Source organism: Acidimicrobiales bacterium (assembly GCA_030747595.1).
In the GTDB taxonomy this organism is placed as follows: Bacteria; Actinomycetota; Acidimicrobiia; order Acidimicrobiales; family MedAcidi-G1; genus UBA9410.
Map to the genome: position 1 here is coordinate 1 of JASLKK010000016.1, position 20,562 is coordinate 20,562.

General features: G+C 66.7%; 24 protein-coding genes. 19 read left to right on the forward strand and 5 right to left on the reverse strand.

Annotated elements, in window-relative coordinates:
- From QF777_10815 to rsgA, 3 genes are all read left to right on the forward strand, one after another.
- On the forward strand, positions 1-367 hold a 367-nt coding region (locus QF777_10815; GenBank protein ID MDP6912036.1), incomplete at its 5' end, for an ATP-binding cassette domain-containing protein.
- Complete coding sequence (locus QF777_10820) at positions 364-1,551, forward strand: ABC transporter permease (GenBank protein ID MDP6912037.1); 1,188 nt, start codon at positions 364-366, stop codon at positions 1,549-1,551. The genes QF777_10815 and QF777_10820, both read left to right, overlap by 4 nt.
- A gap of 34 nt (positions 1,552-1,585) precedes the next feature.
- Entirely contained in the window at positions 1,586-2,590 is a 1,005-nt protein-coding gene (rsgA, locus tag QF777_10825; protein ID MDP6912038.1) for a ribosome small subunit-dependent GTPase A, read from the forward strand.
- Positions 2,591-2,594: 4 nt separating this feature from the next.
- Here rsgA and QF777_10830 read toward each other — a convergent pair whose 3' ends face one another.
- Complete coding sequence (locus QF777_10830; protein MDP6912039.1) at positions 2,595-4,112, reverse strand: class I adenylate-forming enzyme family protein; 1,518 nt, start codon at positions 4,110-4,112, stop codon at positions 2,595-2,597.
- Between the two features lie 50 nt (positions 4,113-4,162).
- Complete coding sequence (locus QF777_10835; GenBank protein MDP6912040.1) at positions 4,163-4,417, reverse strand: ArsC/Spx/MgsR family protein; 255 nt, start codon at positions 4,415-4,417, stop codon at positions 4,163-4,165.
- Between the two features lie 243 nt (positions 4,418-4,660).
- Between QF777_10835 and QF777_10840 the strand changes: the two genes are divergently transcribed.
- A complete protein-coding gene (locus QF777_10840) occupies positions 4,661-5,134 on the forward strand; it encodes a YbaK/EbsC family protein (protein ID MDP6912041.1) in 474 nt (157 codons plus the stop codon).
- A 9-nt stretch (positions 5,135-5,143) separates the two neighbouring features.
- On the opposite strand, the gene QF777_10845 is transcribed toward QF777_10840, so the two are convergent.
- Entirely contained in the window at positions 5,144-5,605 is a 462-nt protein-coding gene (locus QF777_10845; GenBank protein MDP6912042.1) for an Lrp/AsnC family transcriptional regulator, read from the reverse strand.
- 112 nt (positions 5,606-5,717) lie between these two features.
- On the opposite strand from QF777_10845, the gene QF777_10850 reads away from it, so the two are divergent.
- The 3 genes from QF777_10850 to QF777_10860 all read left to right on the forward strand — a co-directional run bounded on the left by QF777_10850 (position 5,718) and on the right by QF777_10860 (position 8,032).
- Complete coding sequence (locus QF777_10850; GenBank protein MDP6912043.1) at positions 5,718-6,011, forward strand: DUF6356 family protein; 294 nt, start codon at positions 5,718-5,720, stop codon at positions 6,009-6,011.
- A 10-nt stretch (positions 6,012-6,021) separates the two neighbouring features.
- Entirely contained in the window at positions 6,022-6,993 is a 972-nt protein-coding gene (locus tag QF777_10855) for an asparaginase (GenBank protein ID MDP6912044.1), read from the forward strand.
- A gap of 121 nt (positions 6,994-7,114) precedes the next feature.
- Positions 7,115-8,032, forward strand: coding sequence for an SDR family oxidoreductase (locus QF777_10860; protein MDP6912045.1), 918 nt, complete (start codon positions 7,115-7,117; stop codon positions 8,030-8,032).
- 44 nt (positions 8,033-8,076) lie between these two features.
- On the opposite strand, the gene QF777_10865 is transcribed toward QF777_10860, so the two are convergent.
- Positions 8,077-8,532, reverse strand: coding sequence for a GntR family transcriptional regulator (locus QF777_10865; GenBank protein ID MDP6912046.1), 456 nt, complete (start codon positions 8,530-8,532; stop codon positions 8,077-8,079).
- 78 nt (positions 8,533-8,610) lie between these two features.
- On the opposite strand from QF777_10865, the gene QF777_10870 reads away from it, so the two are divergent.
- The 12 genes from QF777_10870 (at position 8,611) to QF777_10925 (ending at position 17,880) form a co-directional block, all read left to right on the forward strand.
- Positions 8,611-9,018: a P-II family nitrogen regulator gene (locus tag QF777_10870; GenBank protein ID MDP6912047.1), complete on the forward strand. Its 408-nt coding sequence runs from the start codon at positions 8,611-8,613 to the stop codon at positions 9,016-9,018.
- Positions 9,019-9,082: 64 nt separating this feature from the next.
- Positions 9,083-9,943, forward strand: a complete 861-nt coding sequence (locus QF777_10875) for an enoyl-CoA hydratase/isomerase family protein (GenBank protein MDP6912048.1) — start codon at positions 9,083-9,085, stop codon at positions 9,941-9,943.
- Positions 9,944-10,013: 70 nt separating this feature from the next.
- Complete coding sequence (locus QF777_10880; GenBank protein MDP6912049.1) at positions 10,014-10,319, forward strand: hypothetical protein; 306 nt, start codon at positions 10,014-10,016, stop codon at positions 10,317-10,319.
- A gap of 131 nt (positions 10,320-10,450) precedes the next feature.
- Positions 10,451-10,783: an ArsC/Spx/MgsR family protein gene (locus tag QF777_10885; protein MDP6912050.1), complete on the forward strand. Its 333-nt coding sequence runs from the start codon at positions 10,451-10,453 to the stop codon at positions 10,781-10,783.
- Positions 10,784-10,790: 7 nt separating this feature from the next.
- The gene (gene rraA, locus QF777_10890) at positions 10,791-11,273 is read left to right on the forward strand and encodes a ribonuclease E activity regulator RraA (GenBank protein ID MDP6912051.1); all 483 of its coding nucleotides are present in this window, start codon (positions 10,791-10,793) and stop codon (positions 11,271-11,273) included.
- Between the two features lie 188 nt (positions 11,274-11,461).
- On the forward strand, positions 11,462-12,544 hold the full coding sequence (locus tag QF777_10895) for a Zn-dependent alcohol dehydrogenase (GenBank protein ID MDP6912052.1): 1,083 nt from the start codon (positions 11,462-11,464) through the stop codon (positions 12,542-12,544).
- Positions 12,545-12,605: 61 nt separating this feature from the next.
- Positions 12,606-13,622: an OB-fold domain-containing protein gene (locus QF777_10900; GenBank protein MDP6912053.1), complete on the forward strand. Its 1,017-nt coding sequence runs from the start codon at positions 12,606-12,608 to the stop codon at positions 13,620-13,622.
- Positions 13,615-14,697: a lipid-transfer protein gene (locus tag QF777_10905; protein MDP6912054.1), complete on the forward strand. Its 1,083-nt coding sequence runs from the start codon at positions 13,615-13,617 to the stop codon at positions 14,695-14,697. The genes QF777_10900 and QF777_10905 overlap by 8 nt, the downstream gene beginning before the upstream one ends.
- Positions 14,698-14,699: 2 nt before the next feature.
- Positions 14,700-15,869 (forward strand): thiolase domain-containing protein, encoded by a 1,170-nt coding sequence (locus QF777_10910; protein MDP6912055.1) that lies wholly within the window; start codon positions 14,700-14,702, stop codon positions 15,867-15,869.
- Positions 15,870-15,952: 83 nt separating this feature from the next.
- Complete coding sequence (locus tag QF777_10915) at positions 15,953-16,144, forward strand: ferredoxin (GenBank protein MDP6912056.1); 192 nt, start codon at positions 15,953-15,955, stop codon at positions 16,142-16,144.
- A 3-nt stretch (positions 16,145-16,147) separates the two neighbouring features.
- Positions 16,148-17,386 carry an FAD/NAD(P)-binding oxidoreductase gene (locus tag QF777_10920; protein MDP6912057.1) on the forward strand — a complete coding sequence of 413 codons (1,239 nt, stop codon included), beginning with the start codon at positions 16,148-16,150 and terminating at the stop codon, positions 17,384-17,386.
- Positions 17,347-17,880, forward strand: a complete 534-nt coding sequence (locus tag QF777_10925; protein MDP6912058.1) for a hypothetical protein — start codon at positions 17,347-17,349, stop codon at positions 17,878-17,880. Before QF777_10920 ends, QF777_10925 begins: the two co-directional genes overlap by 40 nt.
- A gap of 17 nt (positions 17,881-17,897) precedes the next feature.
- Here QF777_10925 and QF777_10930 read toward each other — a convergent pair whose 3' ends face one another.
- The gene (locus tag QF777_10930; protein ID MDP6912059.1) at positions 17,898-20,462 is read right to left on the reverse strand and encodes a M1 family aminopeptidase; all 2,565 of its coding nucleotides are present in this window, start codon (positions 20,460-20,462) and stop codon (positions 17,898-17,900) included.
- Positions 20,463-20,562 lie beyond the last annotated feature (100 nt).

The window sequence follows — 20,562 nt, forward strand, 5'->3', positions numbered from 1 at the left end:
GTCACGGGCCATGTCGGCCCTTGAACAGGTCGGCCTTGGTGAGCGCCACGACCACCGCCCAGTGCAGATGTCGGGCGGCGAGCAGCAGCGGGTGGCCATTGCGCGGGCCATCTCGACGGACCCCGGGGTTGTGTTGGCCGATGAGCCGACCGGGGCACTCGACAGCCGCAATGCCGAGAACGTGATGCAGATCTTTGCGGACCTGCAGTCGCCCGAACGAGCCATCTGCATTGTCACCCATGACATGCACGTGGCAGATGCGACCCGGCGCAGGATCTCCATGCTGGATGGGAAGATCGTGGCCGACGAGTTGCTCGGTGGCCCATCTGGTGGCCGTGTTGTGACAGGGGCGGGGGCCGGATCGTGAGACGCTTCCGGGAACTGGTCGGCGTGGCCACCGCCGGGTTGACGGCCCGCAAGATCCGGACGTTGCTCATCATGCTCGGCCCGATCCTGGGCGTGTCGGCCATCGTGGCCGCCATCGGCATCAACGAGAGTTCCAAGGGTCACCTCAAGGCCAAGCTCCAGGAGCTGGGTACCGACCTGATCGTGGTCAATGCCTCGGCAGGGTTCGGATTCGGCCAGGACCCAGTCATCGAGGCTGCCGCCGTGGCCCGTGTCGGGCGACTGCCCGACGTGGTGGCGGTGACTGGCACCCGTCAGCTGTCTGACATCGTGACCGTGCCGTTTGCCGGAGCGGAGGACTACTACCGGGCCTTCCCCGTCCCGGTGATAGCCACGGGCCCCGAGCTGCCCGCCACCCTGGAGGTGCCGATGGTCTCGGGACGGTTCCTGAACGCCTTCGACAAGGAGTCCAGCGCCCGGGTGGCCGTCATCGGGCGGGATCTGGCCGACGAGTACGGCTATCTGGCGGGGGAGTCGCGCACCATTGAGCTGAACGGCTTGGAGTACGGGGTGGTCGGGGTTCTGGACTGGGTCCTGTTGGAACCGTCGATGGATTCGGCGGTGTTCGTGACGTTCGCTGCTGCGATTGCCGACTGGGATCTGGACGATCCCGATCCGAATCGTCTGTACGTCCGGGCTCCCACCAACACCGCGATGGTGGCCAAGGAGATCCCCATCGTGGTCAGCCTCGGCGGGCCGGACGGGGCTAATGCCTCGGTCCCCACGGATCTGCTGGACGCTCAGTCGCAGGTTGACGAGAGTCTCAACAACCTGACCAAGATGATGGGTGGGCTGGCCCTCATCGTGGGTGGTGTGGGCATCGCCAATGTGATGTCCATCTCGGTGATCCAGCGATCTTCGGAGATTGGGATCCGGCGGGCCCTCGGACACAGTCGAGGGACCATCGCCGTCCAGTTTTTGTTCGAGGCCCTCGTGGTGGGGGTGTTCGGGGGGATCCTCGGGGCGCTGGTAGGTGCCGGCGTGGTCTGGGGGGTGGCGGCCCAAAGGGGCTACACCATGGTGCTCAGCGTGACCGGACTCGCCGGGTGGGCACTGGTCTCGGTCGGCGTTGCCGTGGTGGCGGGCCTCTATCCGTCGTCCAAGGCCGCCCGTCTGGAGCCGTTGGAGACCCTCCGCCTCGGATGATGGCGCCCTATTGAGGGCCCTAGCATCGGTCCCGATGGATCCTGACCTCCTACAAGCCTTCGGCTGGACCGGCGGAGCGCGCCCCGATGACGGCCGTCTGGGTCGGATCGTGCGGGTCGACCGGGGCGAGTGCGACGTGGTGACTGACGAGGGTCGCCTCCGGGTGCTCTCTGATTCACAACGTTCTCAGGACCTGCTGGCGCCGGCCACCGGCGACTGGGTGGTGGTGGTCGACGATCCCGAGTTGGGTCCGCTGATCTCGCGTGTGCTGGACCGGGCCAATACGGTGTCGCGCCGTGACCCGTCCGAGGCGGTCATCGAGCAGGTCCTGGTGGCCAACGTGGACCTGGTACTCATCGTGCATGGACTGGACCGGCCCCTTCCGCCGGGGCGTCTCGAGCGGTTCCTGGTCGTGGGTTGGGATAGCGGAGCCGAGGTGGTCGTGGTCCTGACCAAGGCGGATCGAGAACCGGAGGCCGCCATCGAGGTTGCGGCCACCGTCCGGGCGCTGGCTCCCGATGTCGAGGTTCTGACCGTCGGCATGGGGCGTGACTATCCAGGGCATGAACAGGTCGCCTCGCTGATGACGCCGGGACGCACCGTGGCTCTGTTGGGGGAGTCGGGAGCCGGAAAGTCGACGCTGGTCAACGCCCTGGTGGGCGACGAGGTGCTGGCTACTGCGGCGGTGCGAGCCGGTGACTCTAAGGGGCGCCACACCACAGTGAGCCGGGAGCTGGTCCTGCGTCCTGGCGGGGGCTTGCTGGTCGATACGCCGGGAATCCGGGCCGTGGGGATCTGGGATGCCGAGGAGTCTCTTTCCCGGGTGTTCGGCGACCTCGAGGAGCGGTCCGCCGACTGTCGGTTTGCCGATTGTGCCCATGACACCGAGCCGGACTGCGCAGTCCGGGCCGAGGTGGAAGCCGGCCGGGTGGATCACCGACGGGTTGACCGTTTCCGTTCGTTGCGGGCCGAACTGGCCGAGCAGCGCGAACGTGAGGTGGGCCGGGAACGGAGATCCGGTCGGGGCCGCCGCCGCTAGGAGTTCAGTCGCCTGTCTGGCTTCGCGCCTCTTGGGCGGCCAGGGTTCGGCGGTCCAGCTTGTCGCCTGCGTTCAGCGGAAGCCGATCCACGATGCGGATGGCCCCGGGCAGCTTGTAGCCCGACAGGTCGTCGTGACCGTGGGCCACCAGGTCATGCAGGGCCGGCGGGTGGTCGGGATCGGTCGGAACGATGACGGCCACACCGATCTCGCCCATGGTTGAGTCAGGCCGGGGCACCACAGCCACCTGGGCAACAGCGGGATGGGTGCCCAGCACCGCCTCGACTTCGAGCGGGTAGACGTTGTAGCCGCCACGGATGTACATCTCCTTGACCCGTCCGGCTAGCCGGAAGCAACCGGCGTCGTCCACATGGGCCAGGTCGCCGGTTCGGAGCCAGCCGTCGACCAGGGCTTCGGTGGTGCCCTCTGGGTCGTTCCAGTAGCCGGACATGGCGCTCGGCGTCTGTAGCCAGAGTTCGCCCACCTCGCCGTCGATGAGGGCCTGACCGTCGTCATCGCGGACCTCGGCGGCAACCCCTGGGCGGGGTCGCCCCACCGTGTGGAGCGCCTCGTCGTCGTCGGCGTCCAAGGCCGTACTCAGACCGGTGCCACCGGATTCGGTGGACGAGTAACGAATCGAATAGGCGGCACCGAATCGTTCGCGGGCCTCAATGACCAGCGCTGGCGGTGACGGCCCTGCACCGACCACGATGGACTGCACGCATGACAGGTCTCGATCGTCGAATCCAGGCTCCTGCATGAGGAGCGAGATCTGGGAGGCCACCCCGTTCACGGCCGGGAGGCGGTACCGCTCCACCAGGTCCAGGAAGCCGCTGGCTGTCCAGCGGTCCATGACGTGGATGGTGGCGCCTGAGGCCAGCTGCCACCCGAGTTTGGTCATCACGCCGACGTGGGCGAACGCCGTGCCGCTGACCATGTGACCGCCCGATCCCCATGCGCCACCGGCATCCAGCGCGTGGATGGCTACCAGTTGCCGGTCGGTGAACCAGGCGCCGCGGGGGTCGCCGGTGGTGCCGGATGTGAAACAGATGCAGGTCGGCCGGTAAGGGTCCGCGGGGACGGCCGGGACGACTTCGCCGTGGCCCCGGAGGCCGGCTAGCAGTTGGGTTGGATCGTTACCGTCACCGACCAGTTCGACGCGACGATCTTCGGGAATGCCGTCGGAGAGGGCGTCGTTGGCCAGGATCAGGTCAGGATCGACGGCCTCGATGATGCGAGATCGTTCTCGGGCCCGGAGACGGGGATTGGCGCCAGCGGTGGTCACTCCGGCCTTGGCGGCCGCCAGATATCCCACCGCGTACTCGAGGCCGGAAGGCAGGGAGAGAAGGAGGACGTTTCCGGGCCCTAATCCTCGGCCGGCTAGTCCGGCGGCCACCTCGTCGCTGGCCCGGTCGAGTTCCCGGTAGGACAATTCGGTGCCGTCGGCCAACTGGAACGCTGCCCGGTCGCCGAACCGGCGGGCGGCCTCGGCCACCGTTTCAGCCAGCAGGGGCCTGCTCATCTGGTTCTCGTCCTGCGAGCAGTCATCGGGTCACCGGTCGATTGGAGATCTCAGGTGTCGAGGAGTTCGAGGATGCGATCGGCTGGTCGGGCGACTACTGCCCGGTTGCCGAGGATTCCAATGGGTCGCTGCATGAGTTCGGGATGTGCGGAGATCAGGTCGACCACGACGGTCGGGTCGTCCAGCGACGCCGGGTTGACGTTCAACGCATCGAACCCATCGCCCCGGCGGATCATCTCCGCAGGGCCCAGAGCGACCATGTCCAGGATTCGCACCAGCAGGTCGTGATCCAGCGGCTCGTCCATGTACTCGATGACGTCGAACTCGACGCCGCGCTCCTCGAGAATTTCGAGGGCGCCCCGGGACTTCCCTCAGACCGGGTTGTGGACGAGTAGGAGCCGACGCGGATCGATGGAAGCCATGGGCCGGACGGTACCGCGCGCTTCGCCCGCCCCTAGAATCGTCGCGTGGCCCACGCATCATGTGGGCTGCACAGAACCTGGACGGACCGAGCATCGGCCGCCCCTTCGATCCCGGGAGTTCGACCCATGAGCCGACGAAGCGACGCCATTGAGCGCTTCACCGTCGAAGCCGAGGCCTCGGGGCTCGACATCGAGGTACAGCTATATCCCGGTGGAACCCGGACGGCGGCCGATGCGGCTGACGCCGTGGGTTGCCACGTGGATCAGATCGTGAAGTCGTTGGTGTTCATGGCCGACGTCCGGCCGGTACTCGTGTTGTGCTCAGGCGGCCGCCGGGTCGATGAGGAACGCCTGGCGTCCTACCTGGGTACTGAGATCAGGATCGCCGGGGCCAGCGAGGTCCGGGCGGCCACCGGATTCGCTATTGGTGGGACGCCGCCGCTGGGGCACACCGTTCCGTTGCGGACCTTGGTCGACCCTCATCTCATGGACTTCGATGAGGTTTGGGCGGCGGCCGGCACCCCCGATTCGGTGTTCCCCGTGAAGCCCAAGGACCTGGTCAAGGCCACTTCGGGTGCGGTGGTCGGCGTCACCCGCTGACCGGCGATCTCAGGCGTGGTCGTCCAGTGGGACGGCGGTGGTGGACTTGAGTTCCTCCATGACGAAGATCGAACGGAAGCCCGAGAAACCGACACGCTGGGTCATCCGCTTGTAAAAGTCGTCGTAGGCGGCGATGTCGCGGACGAGTACCCGAAGCATGTAGTCCACTTCACCACTGGTTCGCCAGGCGTTCACGATTTCGGGAAACTCGGCGATGCCCAGGGTGAACTGCTCCAACCAATCGGCGGAGTGGTCAGTGGTGCGGATCTCCACGAGGGCGGTGAGGCCGCGTCCGACCGCCGCTGGATCGACGAGGGCCACCCGCCCACGAAGGATGCCCTGGTCCTGAAGGCGTTGGACCCGCCGCCAACACGATGTGGCCGAGAGGCCGACCCGTTCGCCGAGTTCGGTGGTGGAGAGGGAGGCATCGTCCTGGAGGAGACGCAGCAGATCCCGATCGATGATATCCATTGTGCAAGTATATTGCAGATTAGAGGTTATATCTGGATAACTAATGCACAAATAGGCTGAGATATCGCAATAGCGCACGGATATCCCGGGGATTCTCCAATAGGTTCATGCCGTGGTCACGCACTACGACGCCAACTCCCACAACGTCAACCCCCGGCATCCATCCACGCTGTTCACGGCGCATCCGGCATCGGTCGGTGAGACGTGGTCGCAGCACGCTCGGTTTGCATTTTCGGCAGCCGGAAGATTGGTTGTTGCTGCCATGGCCGCAGCGGTGCACGCCCTGTTTCCCTTTCTTTTTCAGACGACGGCCAGTCGGACCATCGACGTACTCCACTCCCGGATTCACGGCCCTCGGGGCAACGAGTCGGTGGTGACCACCACCACGGAGCTTCTGGCTGAGTAATCCTGTTCCCATGAGCCCGGCGTCGCACCTCCCTCCGCTGGTCGTCGAGGTCACTCGGGGTGATCGGCTTGAGAGTCGACACGAGGTTGACGTGGCCATCGTCGATGCAGACGGCCGATTGGTCCGCGCCCACGGCGATGCCCATCGTGACGTGATGCCCCGTTCAGCGTGCAAGCCCGTCCAGGCGTTGCCGCTGGTAACCACCGGCGCCGCCGACGCCTTCAGTCTGGGCAATGTCGAGTTGGCCCTGGCGTGCGCCAGTCACGACGGTGAGCCGGGTCATGTCTCCGCTGTCAGGGCCTGGCTCGGTCGACTCGGTCTGGACGCCGATGCCTTGGCGTGTGGAAGCCACCTTCCGATGCACGAGGGCTCGGCCGCCGACATGGTGGCTGCCGGTGACACACCGGACCAGACGCACAATAACTGCTCTGGCAAGCACGTCGGCTTCCTCACCGTTCTCCGCCACCTCGACCTGCCACTGGACGGATACCTGGATCCCTCCCATCCGCTGCATGCCGATCACGTGACTCCGGCGCTGGCCGAGGCTTGCGGGGTCGACCTGGACAGCCAGGTTCCCGGCATCGACGGATGTGGTATCCCGGTCTGGTCCGTGCCCCTCGATGGCCTTGCCGGCGCCTGGGCCGGGCTCGGTTCGGCGGCGGCCAACGCACCGGCCACCCGCCTGTTGGACGCCATGCGTGCCGAACCGTTCCACGTGGCTGGTAGCGACCGGACCTGCACCCGGATCATCCGCGCGGCGTCGGGCTCCGCCGTGGTCAAGACCGGCGCAGAGGGCGTGTTCTGCGCTGCCCTACCTGCCAGTGGGCTGGGCCTGGGGTTGAAGGTTCGGGACGGCGCGAGGCGGGCCGCCGATGCGGCAGTCCTCCACCTGCTGACAGATCTGGGATGCCTCCCGGACGATGGCCCTGAACTGCTCCGCAACCGGGCCGGCACGATCGTGGGCCAGGTTCGCGTGACGTAGTTGCCCGTACCGGATTACCCCTGGCAGGACCACCGTATGGCTGGCCTGAAGGCTCTGTTCCCTAGGGTGGGCTCCCTAGGGTGGCGGGCTGAAGACGACGGAGATCCGAGGGACCGCTTCGATGGAGAGGACTTCAATGGGCAGTTGTGACGGACGGGTGGTGATCGTGACCGGAGCCGGTCGTGGTCTTGGGCGGGCCCATGCCCTGGCCTTTGCGGCTGAGGGCGCCCATGTGGTGGTCAACGACCTCGGGGTGGGACGCGAGGGACAGGACCCCGATGCGGCCGTCAGCCCGGCCCACGAAGTGGTGGCCGTCATCGAGGCCATGGGTGGTCAAGCCATTGTCGACGGAGCGGACGTAGCCGACTGGGATCAGGCCGAGTCCATGGTGGCCCGGGCCGTCGATACGTGGGGCCGCCTCGACACGCTGGTCTGCAACGCCGGGTTCCTTCGGGATCGAATGCTGGCCAACATGGGTGAGGACGAGTGGGACTCGGTGACCCGGGTCCACCTGAAGGGGCACTTCGCCCCGGCCCGTCATGCCATTGCCCACTGGCGCGAGCGGTCCAAAGGCGGTGAGGAGGTGGCCGGTCGGGTGGTCATGACGTCGTCCGGCGCGGGCCTGATGGGCAGCATCGGGCAGGGCAACTATGCGGCGGCCAAGGCTGGGATCGCCTTGCTGGTCGTCCAGGCGGCGGCTGAGTGGGGCCGTTACGGGGTGTTAGTCAACGGGGTGGCCCCCGATGCGAGGACTCGCATGACCGAGGGCGTGTTCTACGGCGATGCACCTGACAATGCATGGGACGAGAAGGACCCGGCCAACGTGTCACCCCTAATGGTCTGGTTGGGGAGCGAGGCTTGTGACGTGACCGGCCGGGTCTTCGAGGCCACCGGTGGCCAGTTGAACGTGTGCGATGGATGGCAGCACGGCCCCGTGGTCTCGGTGGGGGAGCGTCGGTTCACCGTCGACGAGGTGGGCGAGGCTGTACACCGGTCGATCGCCGAGGGCCCCGAGCCGGCGCCCGTCTTTGGAAGCTGATTGCCGGTACCTGAGGGTCCAAACGGTGGTTGACCGGGTGGGTATCAGGACGCCCGTTCGGCGTCGGCTCCCCGGGTGAGGGCCTCGTCAAGGAGTTGGCGTGCGGAGTCGCGGTCGACGCCCAGTTGGCGGACCTCGAAGGCGAAGCGGTCGGCGGCCGCGGCCAGGCGTTCGCGGCGCTGTCGGAGAGGCTCGGAGTGGGGCGGCTCGTCAACCACGAAGGTGCCTCGTCGCCCCCGACCCTCGAGCGCCCCGGAAGCCTCCAGTTCGCGGTAGGCCCGGGCCACCGTGCCGGGCGCCAAGGCGAGTGCACTGGCCATGTCGCGGACGGTGGGAAGGCGGGAGCCCGCCACGAGGTGGCCGACGGCCACCATCACCGACAGCTGGGCCCTCAACTGTTCGTAGAGAGGGACCGAGACGTTGGCATCCAGGCGAATGACTAGGCGGCGGCGTCGACCGGTGGGGTCGATCGAGTCGGCGATGGTCGGGCCTGTCTGCATGCAACGTACACTGTATCAGTACAAATAAACAGAAATAGTCAGGATTGCCTCAAATCCTTGCATCCATTAGTGGTACAGATGATAGTTCGTATCAACAAAGCTCGCTCCAAAGAGGCGGGCAAGAGCCTCGGCGAACGGGAGCACACCATGAAACTGGTCACGGCGGTCATCAAGCCCTTCAAACTCGACGACGTGAAGGACGGCCTCGCCACCCTCGGCGTTCAGGGCATGACGGTTAGCGAGGTCCAGGGCTTCGGACGACAGGGCGGGCACAGTGAGACTTATCGGGGCACCGAGTACAAGGTGCTCTTCACCCCCAAGACCCGGGTCGAGGTGGTGGTCGACGACGACGTGGCCGACCAGGTTGTGGACGCCATCGTGGCCGCCGCCCGCACCGAGAAGATCGGCGACGGCAAGGTCTGGGTGACGGACGTAGGCAACCTCGTCCGCATCCGTACCGGCGAGCGTGGCGCAGACGCCGTGTAGTTCCTGCAGGCAGGCATCTCCCGGTCGTCTCGTCTGGGAGGGGTGACGACTACCGTCGACGGTAATGAGCGACGACCCGACCCCCCAGCAGTCTGATATTGAGCAGCCTGACGTCGAGGAACAGGTCCGGTTCGAGATCCGGAACCAGGTGGCGTGGATCACCATCGACAACCCGACCAAGGGCAACGCCATCTCGCCGGACATGCGGGATCGCATGGCTTCGCTGATCAACGGTTGCAACGGCCGGTTCGAGGCCCGTGCCATCGTGATCACCGCTGTAGGTCGGAAACTCTTCTGCCCGGGGGCCGACATAAGCGTTGGTCGTGAGTTCGCTCCGCGACCCGACGATGCGCCACCGCTCGCCGTCGGCGAGTCCCGACGCATGATGCTCGAGGGTCAACTCAAGTTGATGCCGGCCATACTGGACAGCGAGCTGCCGGTGATCGCCGCGGTGAACGGCACGGCGGCCGGCGTGGGGGCCCACCTGGCGTTGTGTTGTGACCTGGTGATCATGGCCGACAACGCCAAGTTCATCGAGGTATTCGCTCGCCGGGGCCTGGTGCCTGACGGGCTCGGTGCCTGGATCCTGCCCCGCCTGGTGGGACTACAGAAGGCTAAGGAACTCATGTTCTTTGCCGAGGACATCAGCGCCGAAGAGGCTCTCCGAATCGGACTCTGCAACCGAGTAGTTCCCGGCGACGATCTCATCGAGGCCGCCACCGAATGGGCGGAACGGCTGGCCAGCGGCCCGACCCGAAGCTTCATGCTCACTAAGTGGCTGGTGAACCGGTCGTTGGACGTCGACCGGCGCACGCTGGAGGACAATGAGGCGTGGGCCGTTGAACTCAACAACGGCACCGTGGACTCCGCCGAGGGCCTGGCCAGCTTCCGCGAGCGTCGCGATCCGGTGTGGCGGGGTTTCTAGGACCCGTGCGCCCAGGGCCAGTGCTTCTAATGTCAGCCGCGATGACGGCGTACAGACGAGGGCTGGACTGATGATCATCCGGGTTGATGCAGCGGGTGAGATCCGGGTCGACGAGCACGACGTGTTCACCGACTTCCACGTCGAGGACAGCGCCGGGTGTTCCACCGCTGACCTGGCAGCCACCATGGGCGAGGACACCCGGGCCGACGGCGAGTACCTCTGGATCGCCGAGACGGCTGTCCGCCATTGGCTGTCAGGCCGCATCGACGAAACGTGGGACGAGGGCTTCTCGGGCATGTTCGCCTATGCCCGTTCTAAGGGTTGGACCAACGACGCAGGCACCCATCTACGGTCCCACGTCGAGCACCCCGACTGATTCGCTTCCGATCGACTTATTCCAGACTGAGAATCCGGCCCATCGAGTTTCAGGCCCCGAACATGACAGGAGTTTTCGTGGCAGACCTCACCGTCCTACACAACCCCCATTGACACGCATCCAAGAACGCCTTGGCGGTCGCCGAGGAGTTGGGAGTCGACGCCCACGTCGTGCTCTACATGAAGGAACCACCGGACGAGGCGTTGCTGCGACGCATCGCCGCGGGGCTGTCCGATCCCGTGGAGGACCTGGTCCGTAAGGACTCGCAGTTCAAGAAGTTGGAGTTGGTCGAGGAAGATTACGTGGGCGACGCCGATGCGGTGGTTGAACTACTGGCCCGCCGCAAGGCCCTCCTGCAGCGACCCATCCTGGTGCGGGGCGATCTGGCAGGCGATGGACCGCTGGTGACCACCGTGGGGCGGCCCAAGGACCGGCTCTACGAGTTCATCGGCGGCGGAAGCTGAGCCCGAAGTGAAACCCACCGCTGACCTTTGTGACGACCACGGTGATGCGGTTCAGGTGCTGACCGGCGGCTTCGGGTCCTACGGAGGCGTGGACGCCTTTCGTGGACCGGTGTCGACCCTGGCTGTGTTCGAGGACAACACGTTGGTCCGTGACGCGTTGACCGAGCGGGGTGACGGTCGCGTCCTGGTGGTGGCCGGTGGCGGCTCGGAGCAGTGCGCGCTGGTCGGCGGCAACCTTGGTGTTCTGGCTGTCGAAAACGGTTGGTCGGGCATCGTGGTGGACGGCTGCGTCCGCGACGTCGCCGAACTCCGAGCATTGGCCGTTGGTATCCGCGCCAGGGGCACGTGTCCCCGCCGGAGCGTCAAGAGTGGTGTGGGCGATCGTGACGTACCGGTCACCGTGGCAGGCGTGGACTTCGTGCCTGGCATGTGGTTGTGGGCCGACGACGACGGCATCGTCGTGGCCAAGACTGATCTGGGACGGACCTAGCGCAAGTCGGTACGACGTTTTTCAGCCACGCCCGGGAGCCTCCACGTCCCGAAGGTGTCGAAAAGAGCGGCCCTCCGGACGGAGCGGGAACACCCGATCGCGTGTCCGGCGGGCTTCTCGCCGGGACGATCCGACCGGTACCGTCGGCTACTTGGGCACCACCCGTTGCCCAGAACGGAGAATCCCTGATGCTCGCAGCGATCCTGACCGAGACGCCCACCGAGGAGTTGGTCATCGCCGACGACGTGACCCTCCGGGATATCGCCCCCGGCGACGTCCAGGTAAAGATTGCCCACAGCGGCGTCTGTCATTCAGACCTGTCGGCCATGAACGGCACCATCCCGCTGGCCCCGCCGGCCGTGCTGGGCCACGAAGGTGCCGGCGTGGTGACCGCGGTAGGTGACGGGGTCACCCACGTGGCGCCCGGCGACCATGTGATCATCGCCTTCTCGCCGCCGTGCGGGACCTGTCCGTACTGCACTGGTCGCGGGCAGCCCAACCTCTGCCTGAACGGCATGACCTCGATGTTCCTAAACCAGCAGTTCCGCCGGGGTGACGAGGTCGTCGGTTCGATGACGGGCTGCGGGACGTTCGCCGAGGAGACCATCGTCCCGGGCATCGCGGCCGTCAAGATCGACAACGACATTCCGTTGGACGTGGCTGCACTGGTGGGCTGCGGCGTCACCACCGGTGTGGGTGCGGCACTCAACACTGCCAAGGTCACACCGGGTTCGTCGGTGCTGGTCATCGGCGCCGGCGGGGTCGGGGTGGCCGCCATCCAGGGGGCTCGCATCGCCGGGGCTGCGGTGATCGTGGCCGTCGACCTGCATGAGGGCAAACTCGACCGCGCCAAGGCGTTCGGAGCCACTCACGGAGTCACCCCTGACGACCTGCCGGCCGCTCTGGCCGAGGTCACCGGTGGCGAGGGCTTCGACTTCACGTTGGAGTGCATTGGCATGCCGAGCACCATGCGTCAGGCCTTCGACATGACCCGTCGGGGCGGCACGGCGTGCATCGTCGGCGTAGGCCGAGCCGAGGAGACGTTTGCCCTGTCGGCCTTCGAGATGTTCTTCAGCGAGAAGACGCTGGTGGGGTCGATGTACGGCGGTGCCGACGTGCGGACTGACTTCAACAGGTTCCTACGGCTCTACAAGGCGGGTCGACTCGACCTCGAGGGGATGATTACCCGTCGCATCCGGATCGACGAGGTGAACGACGCCATGTCCTGCATGGGAGATGCCGACGTGATCCGACAAGTCATCGACTTCTGATCAGGCTGGTTCCCAGGGTGGTGGTTCACGCGCCGGATATGACGTGGTGACGGTCGGATCGGTGGACCCCGCACCCCTACGGGCTGACCTGGTCATTGAATATCCGTTCACACGGACCACCGGACCGGTGGTGGGGGCCTTCATGACCGGCCTGCGTGACGGTCGGATCGTGGGCTCACGTCGCGCCGACGGACGGGTCTTCGTGCCGCCCGCCGAGGTCGATCCTGAGACCGGTGACGCCATTGTCGAAATGGTCGAGGTTTCATCGGCCGGTGTGGTCGAGACGTGGACGTGGGTGGATCCGCCCCGACCCGGCTCACCGTGGGAGGTGCCTCACGGGCTGGCCCTCATCCGAATGGACGGGGCCGATACGCCGATGCTCCACGGGGTGCTCGTGGACTCGGTGGATGACATGGCCACCGGCATGCGGGTCGAGGCCGTCTGGCGAGACGAACGGGTCGGTCACATCACCGACCTCGTGGGGTTCGCGCCAGAGGGAACCGACACCAATGTCGAGTCGGCTGCCGGGGAAACCGCGTTGACGGTTGGTGTCGCAGTGGCCGGAGAACCCGTCCGATCCATCAGGACGCCCATCCGTCTCGAATACGACTTCATCCCCAGCGCGGCGGCTCAGGAGTACCTCCGCGCCTATGCCGACAAGCGAATTCTTGGCAACCGCTCGCCGGTCGACGGGGCGGTATTCGTCCCGCCCCGGGGCGTGGACCCCCGTCACGGTGTGGAGGCCACCGAGATGGTCGATCTGGCCGACACCGGTCACGTAGGCAACTTCTGTGTCACCCATCTGCCCATTCCGGGCCGCAGCGACCTCCCAACGCCGTACGTGAGTGCCTGGATTCATCTGGATGGCGCCGACATCGGGTTCCTGGGTCTGGTGTCGGGTTGCGACCTTGACGATGTACGGATCGGCATGCGGGTCCGGGCCGTCTGGAAGCCCGACGATGAGTTGGGGGCCACGGCCGAGAACGTCCGGTACTGGGAACCCACCGGTGAACCAGACGTGCCCGTCGAACAGGCCGGCAACCAGGCGTGGTCAGCGAAGGGGTCTCCCGATGCGTGAGGTGGCCGTCGTTTCCTCCGCCATCCACCAAGTCAAGGCGTTGACCCTCACCACCGATGTCCAGTTGATGGTGCCCCTCATCAACGAGGCCCGTGACGCCGTCGGGCTCACTCAGGCCGACATCGGTTTCACCTGTTCCGGGAGCAGCGACTTCCTGGCCGGGCAAGGTTTCTCCTTCGTTCAGACGTTGGATGCCGTGGGCGCCTTTCCACCCATCGCCGAGAGCCACGTAGAGATGGACGGAGCCTTCGCCCTCTACGAGGCATGGGTGAAACTCCAGATCGGCGAGGTCGACATCGCGCTCGTCTACTCATACGGGAAGTCATCACCCGGCTCGCGCCGTGACGTGCTGGCCGTTCAGCTCGATCCGTACGCGGTGGCACCGCTGTGGCCCGACGCCCATTCGGTGGCCGCCCTCCAAGCCCGGCTGCTGCTCGAGTCCGGTGCCGTGACCGTCGAGGAACTAGCAGCCATTGCCGTACGCAGTCAACGCAATGCGGTGGGCAATCCGAACGCCCTTCGTGCCTCGCCCGACGTCACGGTGGATGACGTGCTGGCCGGTGCCGTGGTGGCCGACCCGCTGCGGGCCAGCGACCTGGCCGCCGAGGCTGATGGGGGTTGTGTCGTGGTTCTAGCTGCCGGTGACCGGGCCCGGGACCTGTGTGAACGACCGGTGTGGATCCGCGGCATTGACCACCGCATCGACGCCCATGGCCTCGGGGTGCGTGACCTGACCCTCGCCGCGTCGGCAGCGTTGGCCGCCGGGAAGGCCGCCGAACGGGCGGGCTTTGCCGCCGATGCCGTCGACGTGGCCGAACTGCATGCCGCGAGCACCGCCCAGGCCCATGTGCTGGCCACCGCGATGGGGCTCGGAGGGGCGACCTCGGGCAATGGTGTTCGGATCGACCCGTCTGGCGGTTCGCTGGCCGCCGACACGCTGATGGCCGCCGGCCTAGTGCGAATCGCCGAGGCGGCCCGCTGGGTCTCGGGTGGCGATGCCGACCGGGCCCTGGCCCATGCCTCGTCGGGTCCCTGCCTGCAACAAAACATGGTCTGCCTGCTGGAGGGGGAGTAACGGTGGGAACCCTCGGGGAACGCACCGCCGTGCTGGGAGTCGGCCAGACGAAGTACCAGTCAACCCGCGGTGATGTCTCCATTGCCGGTCTGGTTCGCGAAGCCGGCCTGCGGGCCCTAGAGGACGCCGCCTGCACATGGGCCGACATCGACGCCGTGGTCATCGGCAAGGCGCCCGACTTCTTCGAGGGCCTGATGATGCCTGAGTTGTTCCTGGCTGATGCCCTGGGTTGTGTGGGAAAGCCCATCCTGAGGGTCCACACCGCCGGGTCGGTAGGCGGTTCGACGGCGCTGGTGGCTGCCTCTCTGATCCAGGGCCGGATCCACCGTCGGGTGCTCACGATCGGCTTTGAGAAGCAGTCCGAGTCCAACGCGACGTGGGCCCTGTCGTTGCCCCAGCCGTTCTCGGTGTCCATCAACGCTGGGGCCGGGGGATACTTCTCTCCGATCATCCGCCGCTACATGGCTCGCTCGGGCGCCCCCGAGTTGATTGGCTGCATGGTGGCCTTCAAAGATCGCCAGCAGGCCCTTCGTAACCCCTACGCACACCTTCACCAAGCTGATCTGACCTTCGACCAGGTGGTTGAGGCCCCGATGCTCTGGGATCCCATCCGGTTCTCTGAGACCTGTCCGTCCTCGGACGGGGCGTGCGCCATGGTGCTGGGTGACGAAGCGGCAGGCGACGCTGCCGAGGGCCCGGTGGCCTGGGTGCACGGCACAGCCATGCGTTCGGAGGCCAATAACTTTCCGGGTCGGGACGAGGTCAGCCCACAGGCCAGCCGGGACTGCGCCGCCGAAGTGTTTGACAAGGCGGGCATCACCGACCCTCGCTCGGAGATCGACGTGGTCGAGATGTACGTGCCCTTCTCGTGGTATGAGCCGATGTGGCTAGAGAGTCTCGGTTTCGCCGAGAGGGACCGAGGCTGGCGCATGGTGGAGGACGGTTCGACGAACCTCGACGGCGGTGATCTTCCGGTTAACTGCTCGGGAGGCGTCCTGTCGTCCAACCCCATAGGTGCGTCGGGAATGATCCGATTTGCTGAGGCGGCCCTCCAAGTCCGGGGGATGGCTGGCAACCACCAGGTCGAGGGCGCCCGTCGGGCCTTCGGGCATGCCTACGGCGGTGGGGCCCAGTACTTCGCCATGTGGGTGGTTGGAGCGGACAAGCCCTAACGGGCCCGCGGCGCCTATGTTCTGGTCCCGGCCGACTTCCGGTCCGGACACCGATTTGGATAACCGAGACCAGGAGAGCCGCCATGCGAGTAGTTGTCGACTACGACCTGTGCGAGAGCAACGCGATCTGCATGCAGATCGCCCCCGATGTGTTCGAGGTACGCGACGACGACTTCCTGTACGTCCTCGACGAGAACCCGGGTGACGATCGGCGGGCTGCTCTCGAAGAGTCCGTCCAACGCTGCCCCAAGCAGGCCATTTCGTTGGAGGACTGACTGGTGCCTGTCGGGCGGGACAGGGTAACCATCGTCGGGGCGTCCCTGGCCGGCTACTGGGCCGCCGAAACCCTGCGGCGTGACGGGTTCGAGGGGGCCATCAGCCTGATCGGCGACGAGGGGCATGAGCCCTACGACCGACCACCCCTTTCCAAGAAGTACCTGGCCGGCGAGGTCGGGCGCGACCGGGTCGATCTCGGCAACGCTGAGAAGTTGGCCGCCCTAGACCTTGACCTGCGACTGGGTCGCCGGGCCACCGGTCTGGACGTGGCCGCACGCACCCTCGAGGTCGAAGGTGTGTCAGAACCGTTCGACGGTCTGGTCATCGCCACCGGGGCCCGATGCCGGACCCTCCCGGGAACCGACGGTGTGGCCGGGGCGCACACCCTTCGCACCATCGATGACGCCGATGCGGTGCGAGCCGCCATGGACGGCGGAGCCGAACGGATGGTCGTGGTGGGAGCCGGTTTCATCGGTGCCGAGGTGGCGTCGACCGCCGTGGCTCGCGGCTTGGCTGTGACCATGGTGGAGGCGCTTGAAGCCCCGTTCGGACGGGTTCTCGGCCTAGAGATGGGTGCCGTGCTGGCCGACGTGCACCGCGGTCATGGCGTGGACCTGCGTGCCGGTGTCGGTGTGGACGAGGTGTTGACCGAGCCCGATAGGGGCACAGGAGCAGGCCTCCGGGTGGTCGGCATCCGTCTGGTGGACGGCTCCGAGGTGGCATGTGATCTTCTGGTGGTCGGTATTGGGGTCATCCCCAATGTGGACTGGCTGGAGGGTTCGGGCTTGGAGGTGGCCGACGGGGTGGTGTGCGATGAGACCTGTCTGGCAGCGCCGGACGTGGTGGCGGCCGGCGACGTGGCCCGATGGACCAACGCGCGCTACGGCGAGTCGATGCGGGTGGAACACTGGGACAACGCCGTTCAGCAGGGGGTCCACGCGGCCCGCAGGCTGTTGCAGTCCGACGAGGAGGCCGAGCCGTTCACCCCCGTGCCGTGGTTTTGGAGCGACCAGTACGACCGCAAGGTGCAGTTGGCCGGCCGCACCCACCCCGACGCCGAGGTCCGGGTGGTGGCCGGATCGCTCGCCGAACATCGCTTCGTGGCGTACTACCGACTCGGCGAGCGATTCCTGGGCGTGCTTGGCGTGAACCGGCCCCGGCAAGTGATGCAGTCCAAGGGGTTACTCGAGCAGGACGCCTCGTGGGACGAGGCCCTGGCATTCGCCGCCGACTGGGACTGACCGCGCTCCTGAGCCTGCTGGGCATCGTGGCATCGGCCTGTGGCGCCGACGGATCGACGCCCCTCGACCTCGAAGCTGTCGAGCGTCAGGTCCCGGAGGTGTTGCTCCCCGCTCATCCCGACTTGATCACCGACGTGGACTGCGGCGAACCTGCGTCGACCGGGTTAGGTCCGATGTCGTGCACCGCATTGGTGGCCGGCGTGGAGATCCCGGTCATCGTCCACCGGCCGGCGGTCGACGGCCGGATCCGTGTCGAGTCCCCGGCCGACCTGGTAGCCGCCGTGGACCTGGCTGGACTGGCCGCTGAGCGTCTGACCATCGACACCGGAGTGACGGCACAAGTGTCGTGTGCCCCGGCCGTGCGGGTGGCCTTCGCCGGCCAGACTTTCGACTGTGTGGCCACCGATCCCGACGGTCGCACCCTTGACCTGGTGATCACACTGGTCGATGCCGGCGGCGGCTTTCGACTCGACGCTGCTCCCGCCTCCGACTGATGGACGGACACCGCCGTTCAGGTGTCGAGCAGACGGTTCCGTAGCCGTTGGTTGACTAGACGTCGCTCCCGATGCTGAGCCACCACGAGGGCTCCCTGAGGCACCGGGTGGGCATCCAGGAACGCATCCACCTCTGGGTCTACGTCACCGACGAGGGCCCGGACGCCCTCGAGCATCCGGGAGATGCTGTTGGAAGGAAGGCGTTCGGACAGGTCGGTCCACCGGTCAGTGATCGACTGCCAGACGGCGACCCGCTCCGTCGGGTGGGTCAACGCTGACCGCAACAGGAAGGGCGCGTCCTGGGTTCGGATCATGCCGCCGTGGACCTCCTCCAACAGGAGCCCGACCTCGGTGGAGGCCGGGAAGAGGGCCAACGCCCGCAGGTGCCGCTGTTCGTCCTGGGCCGTGGCGGCGGTCTTGGATCGGTGGCGACACTCGGACCGGTCGACAGCGTCGCCGTTGGAGGCCACGATCGACACCACGGCGGCGGCCACCGCCGGATCACTGTCGATGGTGGGATCAGCCCAACGGCGGCGGGCCTCAGCCAGCACCGCACCATCGTCGGCCAAGGTTCCCGCGGCGGCTAGTACCGAACCCCGCAGCTGACGGGTCCGGTCGTCCTCGTCGAGTCGGGGTATCCAGCCGAGGTGATCGACGATGCCGGCCAGGAGGTCACCAGCCTGGCCAGCCCACCGGGCGTGCCGTTCGGGTGCCACGAGGTCGATGGTTCCCAGTCCCCGCAGTACGGCCTGCCAGACGGCCAGGTCAACCTCGCCTCCGGGTCGTCCCGTCACCGAGGCGACCAGGTCCAGAAAGCCAGTGGGGTGGCTCAGGTCGGCCAGGATGGCCGCCCAGCAGTCGTCGACTACCGCGGCCCGTTCGGTGGCCGTCAGCGCCGACGAGTCCACCCCTGTGAGGCCCATGCTCCGGTGGAAGCCGGTGGCGCCCGCGTTCAGGGTGAGGAGCGGGCCATCCAACGTGACCTCCGCTGGTTCGGCGCCCAACAGGGCCCGGTGTTCGCCTCCCGTGGTGCGAAGTCGAATCGGGACCTGCCACGTGGGGAAGGTCTGGGTCTGTGCCGGATCTTCTTCGGGTAGCAGATACTGGAATGGCCGCTGGAAGAGGGTGCAGGTCGAGCCATCCACCGCTACGACGGCCTCGACGACGGGATGCCCACCCTGAAAGATCCAACTATCCATTAGGTCGCCCACCGGTTCGCCCGAGGCCTCCGCGAGGGCTGCCCACAGATCGCCGTTGTCGGTGTTCTGGTACAGGTGGGCGGCCAGGTATCGGCGCACCCCGTCACGGAACACGTCCTCGCCGAGGAACTGCTCGAGCATGCGGACGACCGCCGCGCCCTTCTCGTAGGTGAGGAGATCGAACATCGATTCGGCGTCGGCCGGGGTGACCACCGGGTACTCGATGGGTCGGGTGGCGGCCAGGGCATCGACGTCCATGGCTGCCGAGCGGGCGGCCGTGAATCCGGCCCATACCTGCCAGTCGGGTCGGAACGTCTCGACAGCCTTCATTTCCATGAAGGTGGCGAAGGCCTCGTTAAGCCAGATGCCGTTCCACCAGCGCATGGTCACCAGATCACCGAACCACAGATGGGCCAATTCGTGGCTGAGCACGGCGGCCACGCTCTCCAGTTCACGCTGATCGGCAGTGGACGGATCGACGAGCAGGAGGACCTCCCGAAAGGTGATGCAGCCCAGGTTTTCCATGGCCCCGAAGGCGAAGTCGGGCAGCGCCACCAGGTCGACCTTGCCGCCCGGGACGGCAATGTCGTACCAGTCAGCCAGCCAACGCAGTGAGTGGGCGGCCACTTCAAGGGCGAACGCCGTCTGATCGCCCTTTCCCGGTGGGTGGATGACCCTTACCGGCACGCCGTCCACGTCGACCGGTTGAGTCGCCTCCAGAGGCCCGACTACGAACGCCACCAGGTAGGTGGACAGCGGGATGGTGTCGATGAACACCACCCGGTCGGTGCCGTTACCCAGCGGTGTACGGGACTCCTCGGCGCCGTTGGACACGGCCAACAGGTCCGAGGCCACCACCAGTGTGACGGCGAACGTGGCCTTGAGGTCCGGCTCGTCAAAGCAGGGGAAGGCCCGGCGAGCGTCGGTGGACTGGAACTGGGTGGTGGCAATGGTCCGCTCCTCCCCGTCTAGTACCAGCGTGCTGCGGTAGAAGCCCCGCAGGCGGTCGTTCAGTACCCCGGTGAAGGCCAGTTCGAGGCGGGCCGGACCGGCACCAAGGTTGGGCCCATGCAACGACAGCTGTTCGGTCGCCTCGTCGAGCGTGACCGTCAGGTCGTGGCGAACGCCGTCGATGACGGCCACGGCTGAGGCCACCTCCAGGTCGGCAGCGTGCAGGACCACCTCGTTGCAGGCTGCCATCACGTCCACGTCGATGGCCACGGTGCCGCTGAACGTCCCTGTATCCAGGTTGGGGAACAGTTCCAAGGCGTAGTGACGGGGGAGGACGTGGCGGGGGAGTCGTCCGGGGCCGGGTGCATCATGGGAGGCGACGCCGTCCGGGGGGCCGGTGGTCTGGGGGCTGTTGTTCTGAGAACTCGTCACCGGCGGAACGGTACCGGTCACGGGGAGACTGGGATCCAGCGGGCATGATGTCGCCCGGACGCTCGTCGAGCCTGCCGAGACCCCCCCCGAGACCGCATCC

What these genes read in the sequence shown, in the direction of transcription:
- QF777_10870 (MDP6912047.1), top strand. Translation starts at nt 8,611, where the DNA reads ATGATAGTTCGTATCAACAAAGCTCGCTCCAAAGAGGCGGGCAAGAGC.
- QF777_10875 (MDP6912048.1), top strand. Translation starts at nt 9,083, where the DNA reads ATGAGCGACGACCCGACCCCCCAGCAGTCTGATATTGAGCAGCCTGAC.
- QF777_10835 (MDP6912040.1), bottom strand. Translation starts at nt 4,417, where the DNA reads ATGGACGAGCCGCTGGATCACGACCTGCTGGTGCGAATCCTGGACATG.
- QF777_10865 (MDP6912046.1), bottom strand. Translation starts at nt 8,532, where the DNA reads ATGCAGACAGGCCCGACCATCGCCGACTCGATCGACCCCACCGGTCGA.
- QF777_10840 (MDP6912041.1), top strand. Translation starts at nt 4,661, where the DNA reads ATGAGCCGACGAAGCGACGCCATTGAGCGCTTCACCGTCGAAGCCGAG.
- QF777_10845 (MDP6912042.1), bottom strand. Translation starts at nt 5,605, where the DNA reads ATGGATATCATCGATCGGGATCTGCTGCGTCTCCTCCAGGACGATGCC.
- QF777_10895 (MDP6912052.1), top strand. Translation starts at nt 11,462, where the DNA reads ATGCTCGCAGCGATCCTGACCGAGACGCCCACCGAGGAGTTGGTCATC.
- QF777_10860 (MDP6912045.1), top strand. Translation starts at nt 7,115, where the DNA reads ATGGAGAGGACTTCAATGGGCAGTTGTGACGGACGGGTGGTGATCGTG.
- QF777_10830 (MDP6912039.1), bottom strand. Translation starts at nt 4,112, where the DNA reads ATGAGCAGGCCCCTGCTGGCTGAAACGGTGGCCGAGGCCGCCCGCCGG.
- rsgA (MDP6912038.1), top strand. Translation starts at nt 1,586, where the DNA reads ATGGATCCTGACCTCCTACAAGCCTTCGGCTGGACCGGCGGAGCGCGC.
- QF777_10905 (MDP6912054.1), top strand. Translation starts at nt 13,615, where the DNA reads ATGCGTGAGGTGGCCGTCGTTTCCTCCGCCATCCACCAAGTCAAGGCG.
- QF777_10915 (MDP6912056.1), top strand. Translation starts at nt 15,953, where the DNA reads ATGCGAGTAGTTGTCGACTACGACCTGTGCGAGAGCAACGCGATCTGC.
- QF777_10880 (MDP6912049.1), top strand. Translation starts at nt 10,014, where the DNA reads ATGATCATCCGGGTTGATGCAGCGGGTGAGATCCGGGTCGACGAGCAC.
- QF777_10855 (MDP6912044.1), top strand. Translation starts at nt 6,022, where the DNA reads ATGAGCCCGGCGTCGCACCTCCCTCCGCTGGTCGTCGAGGTCACTCGG.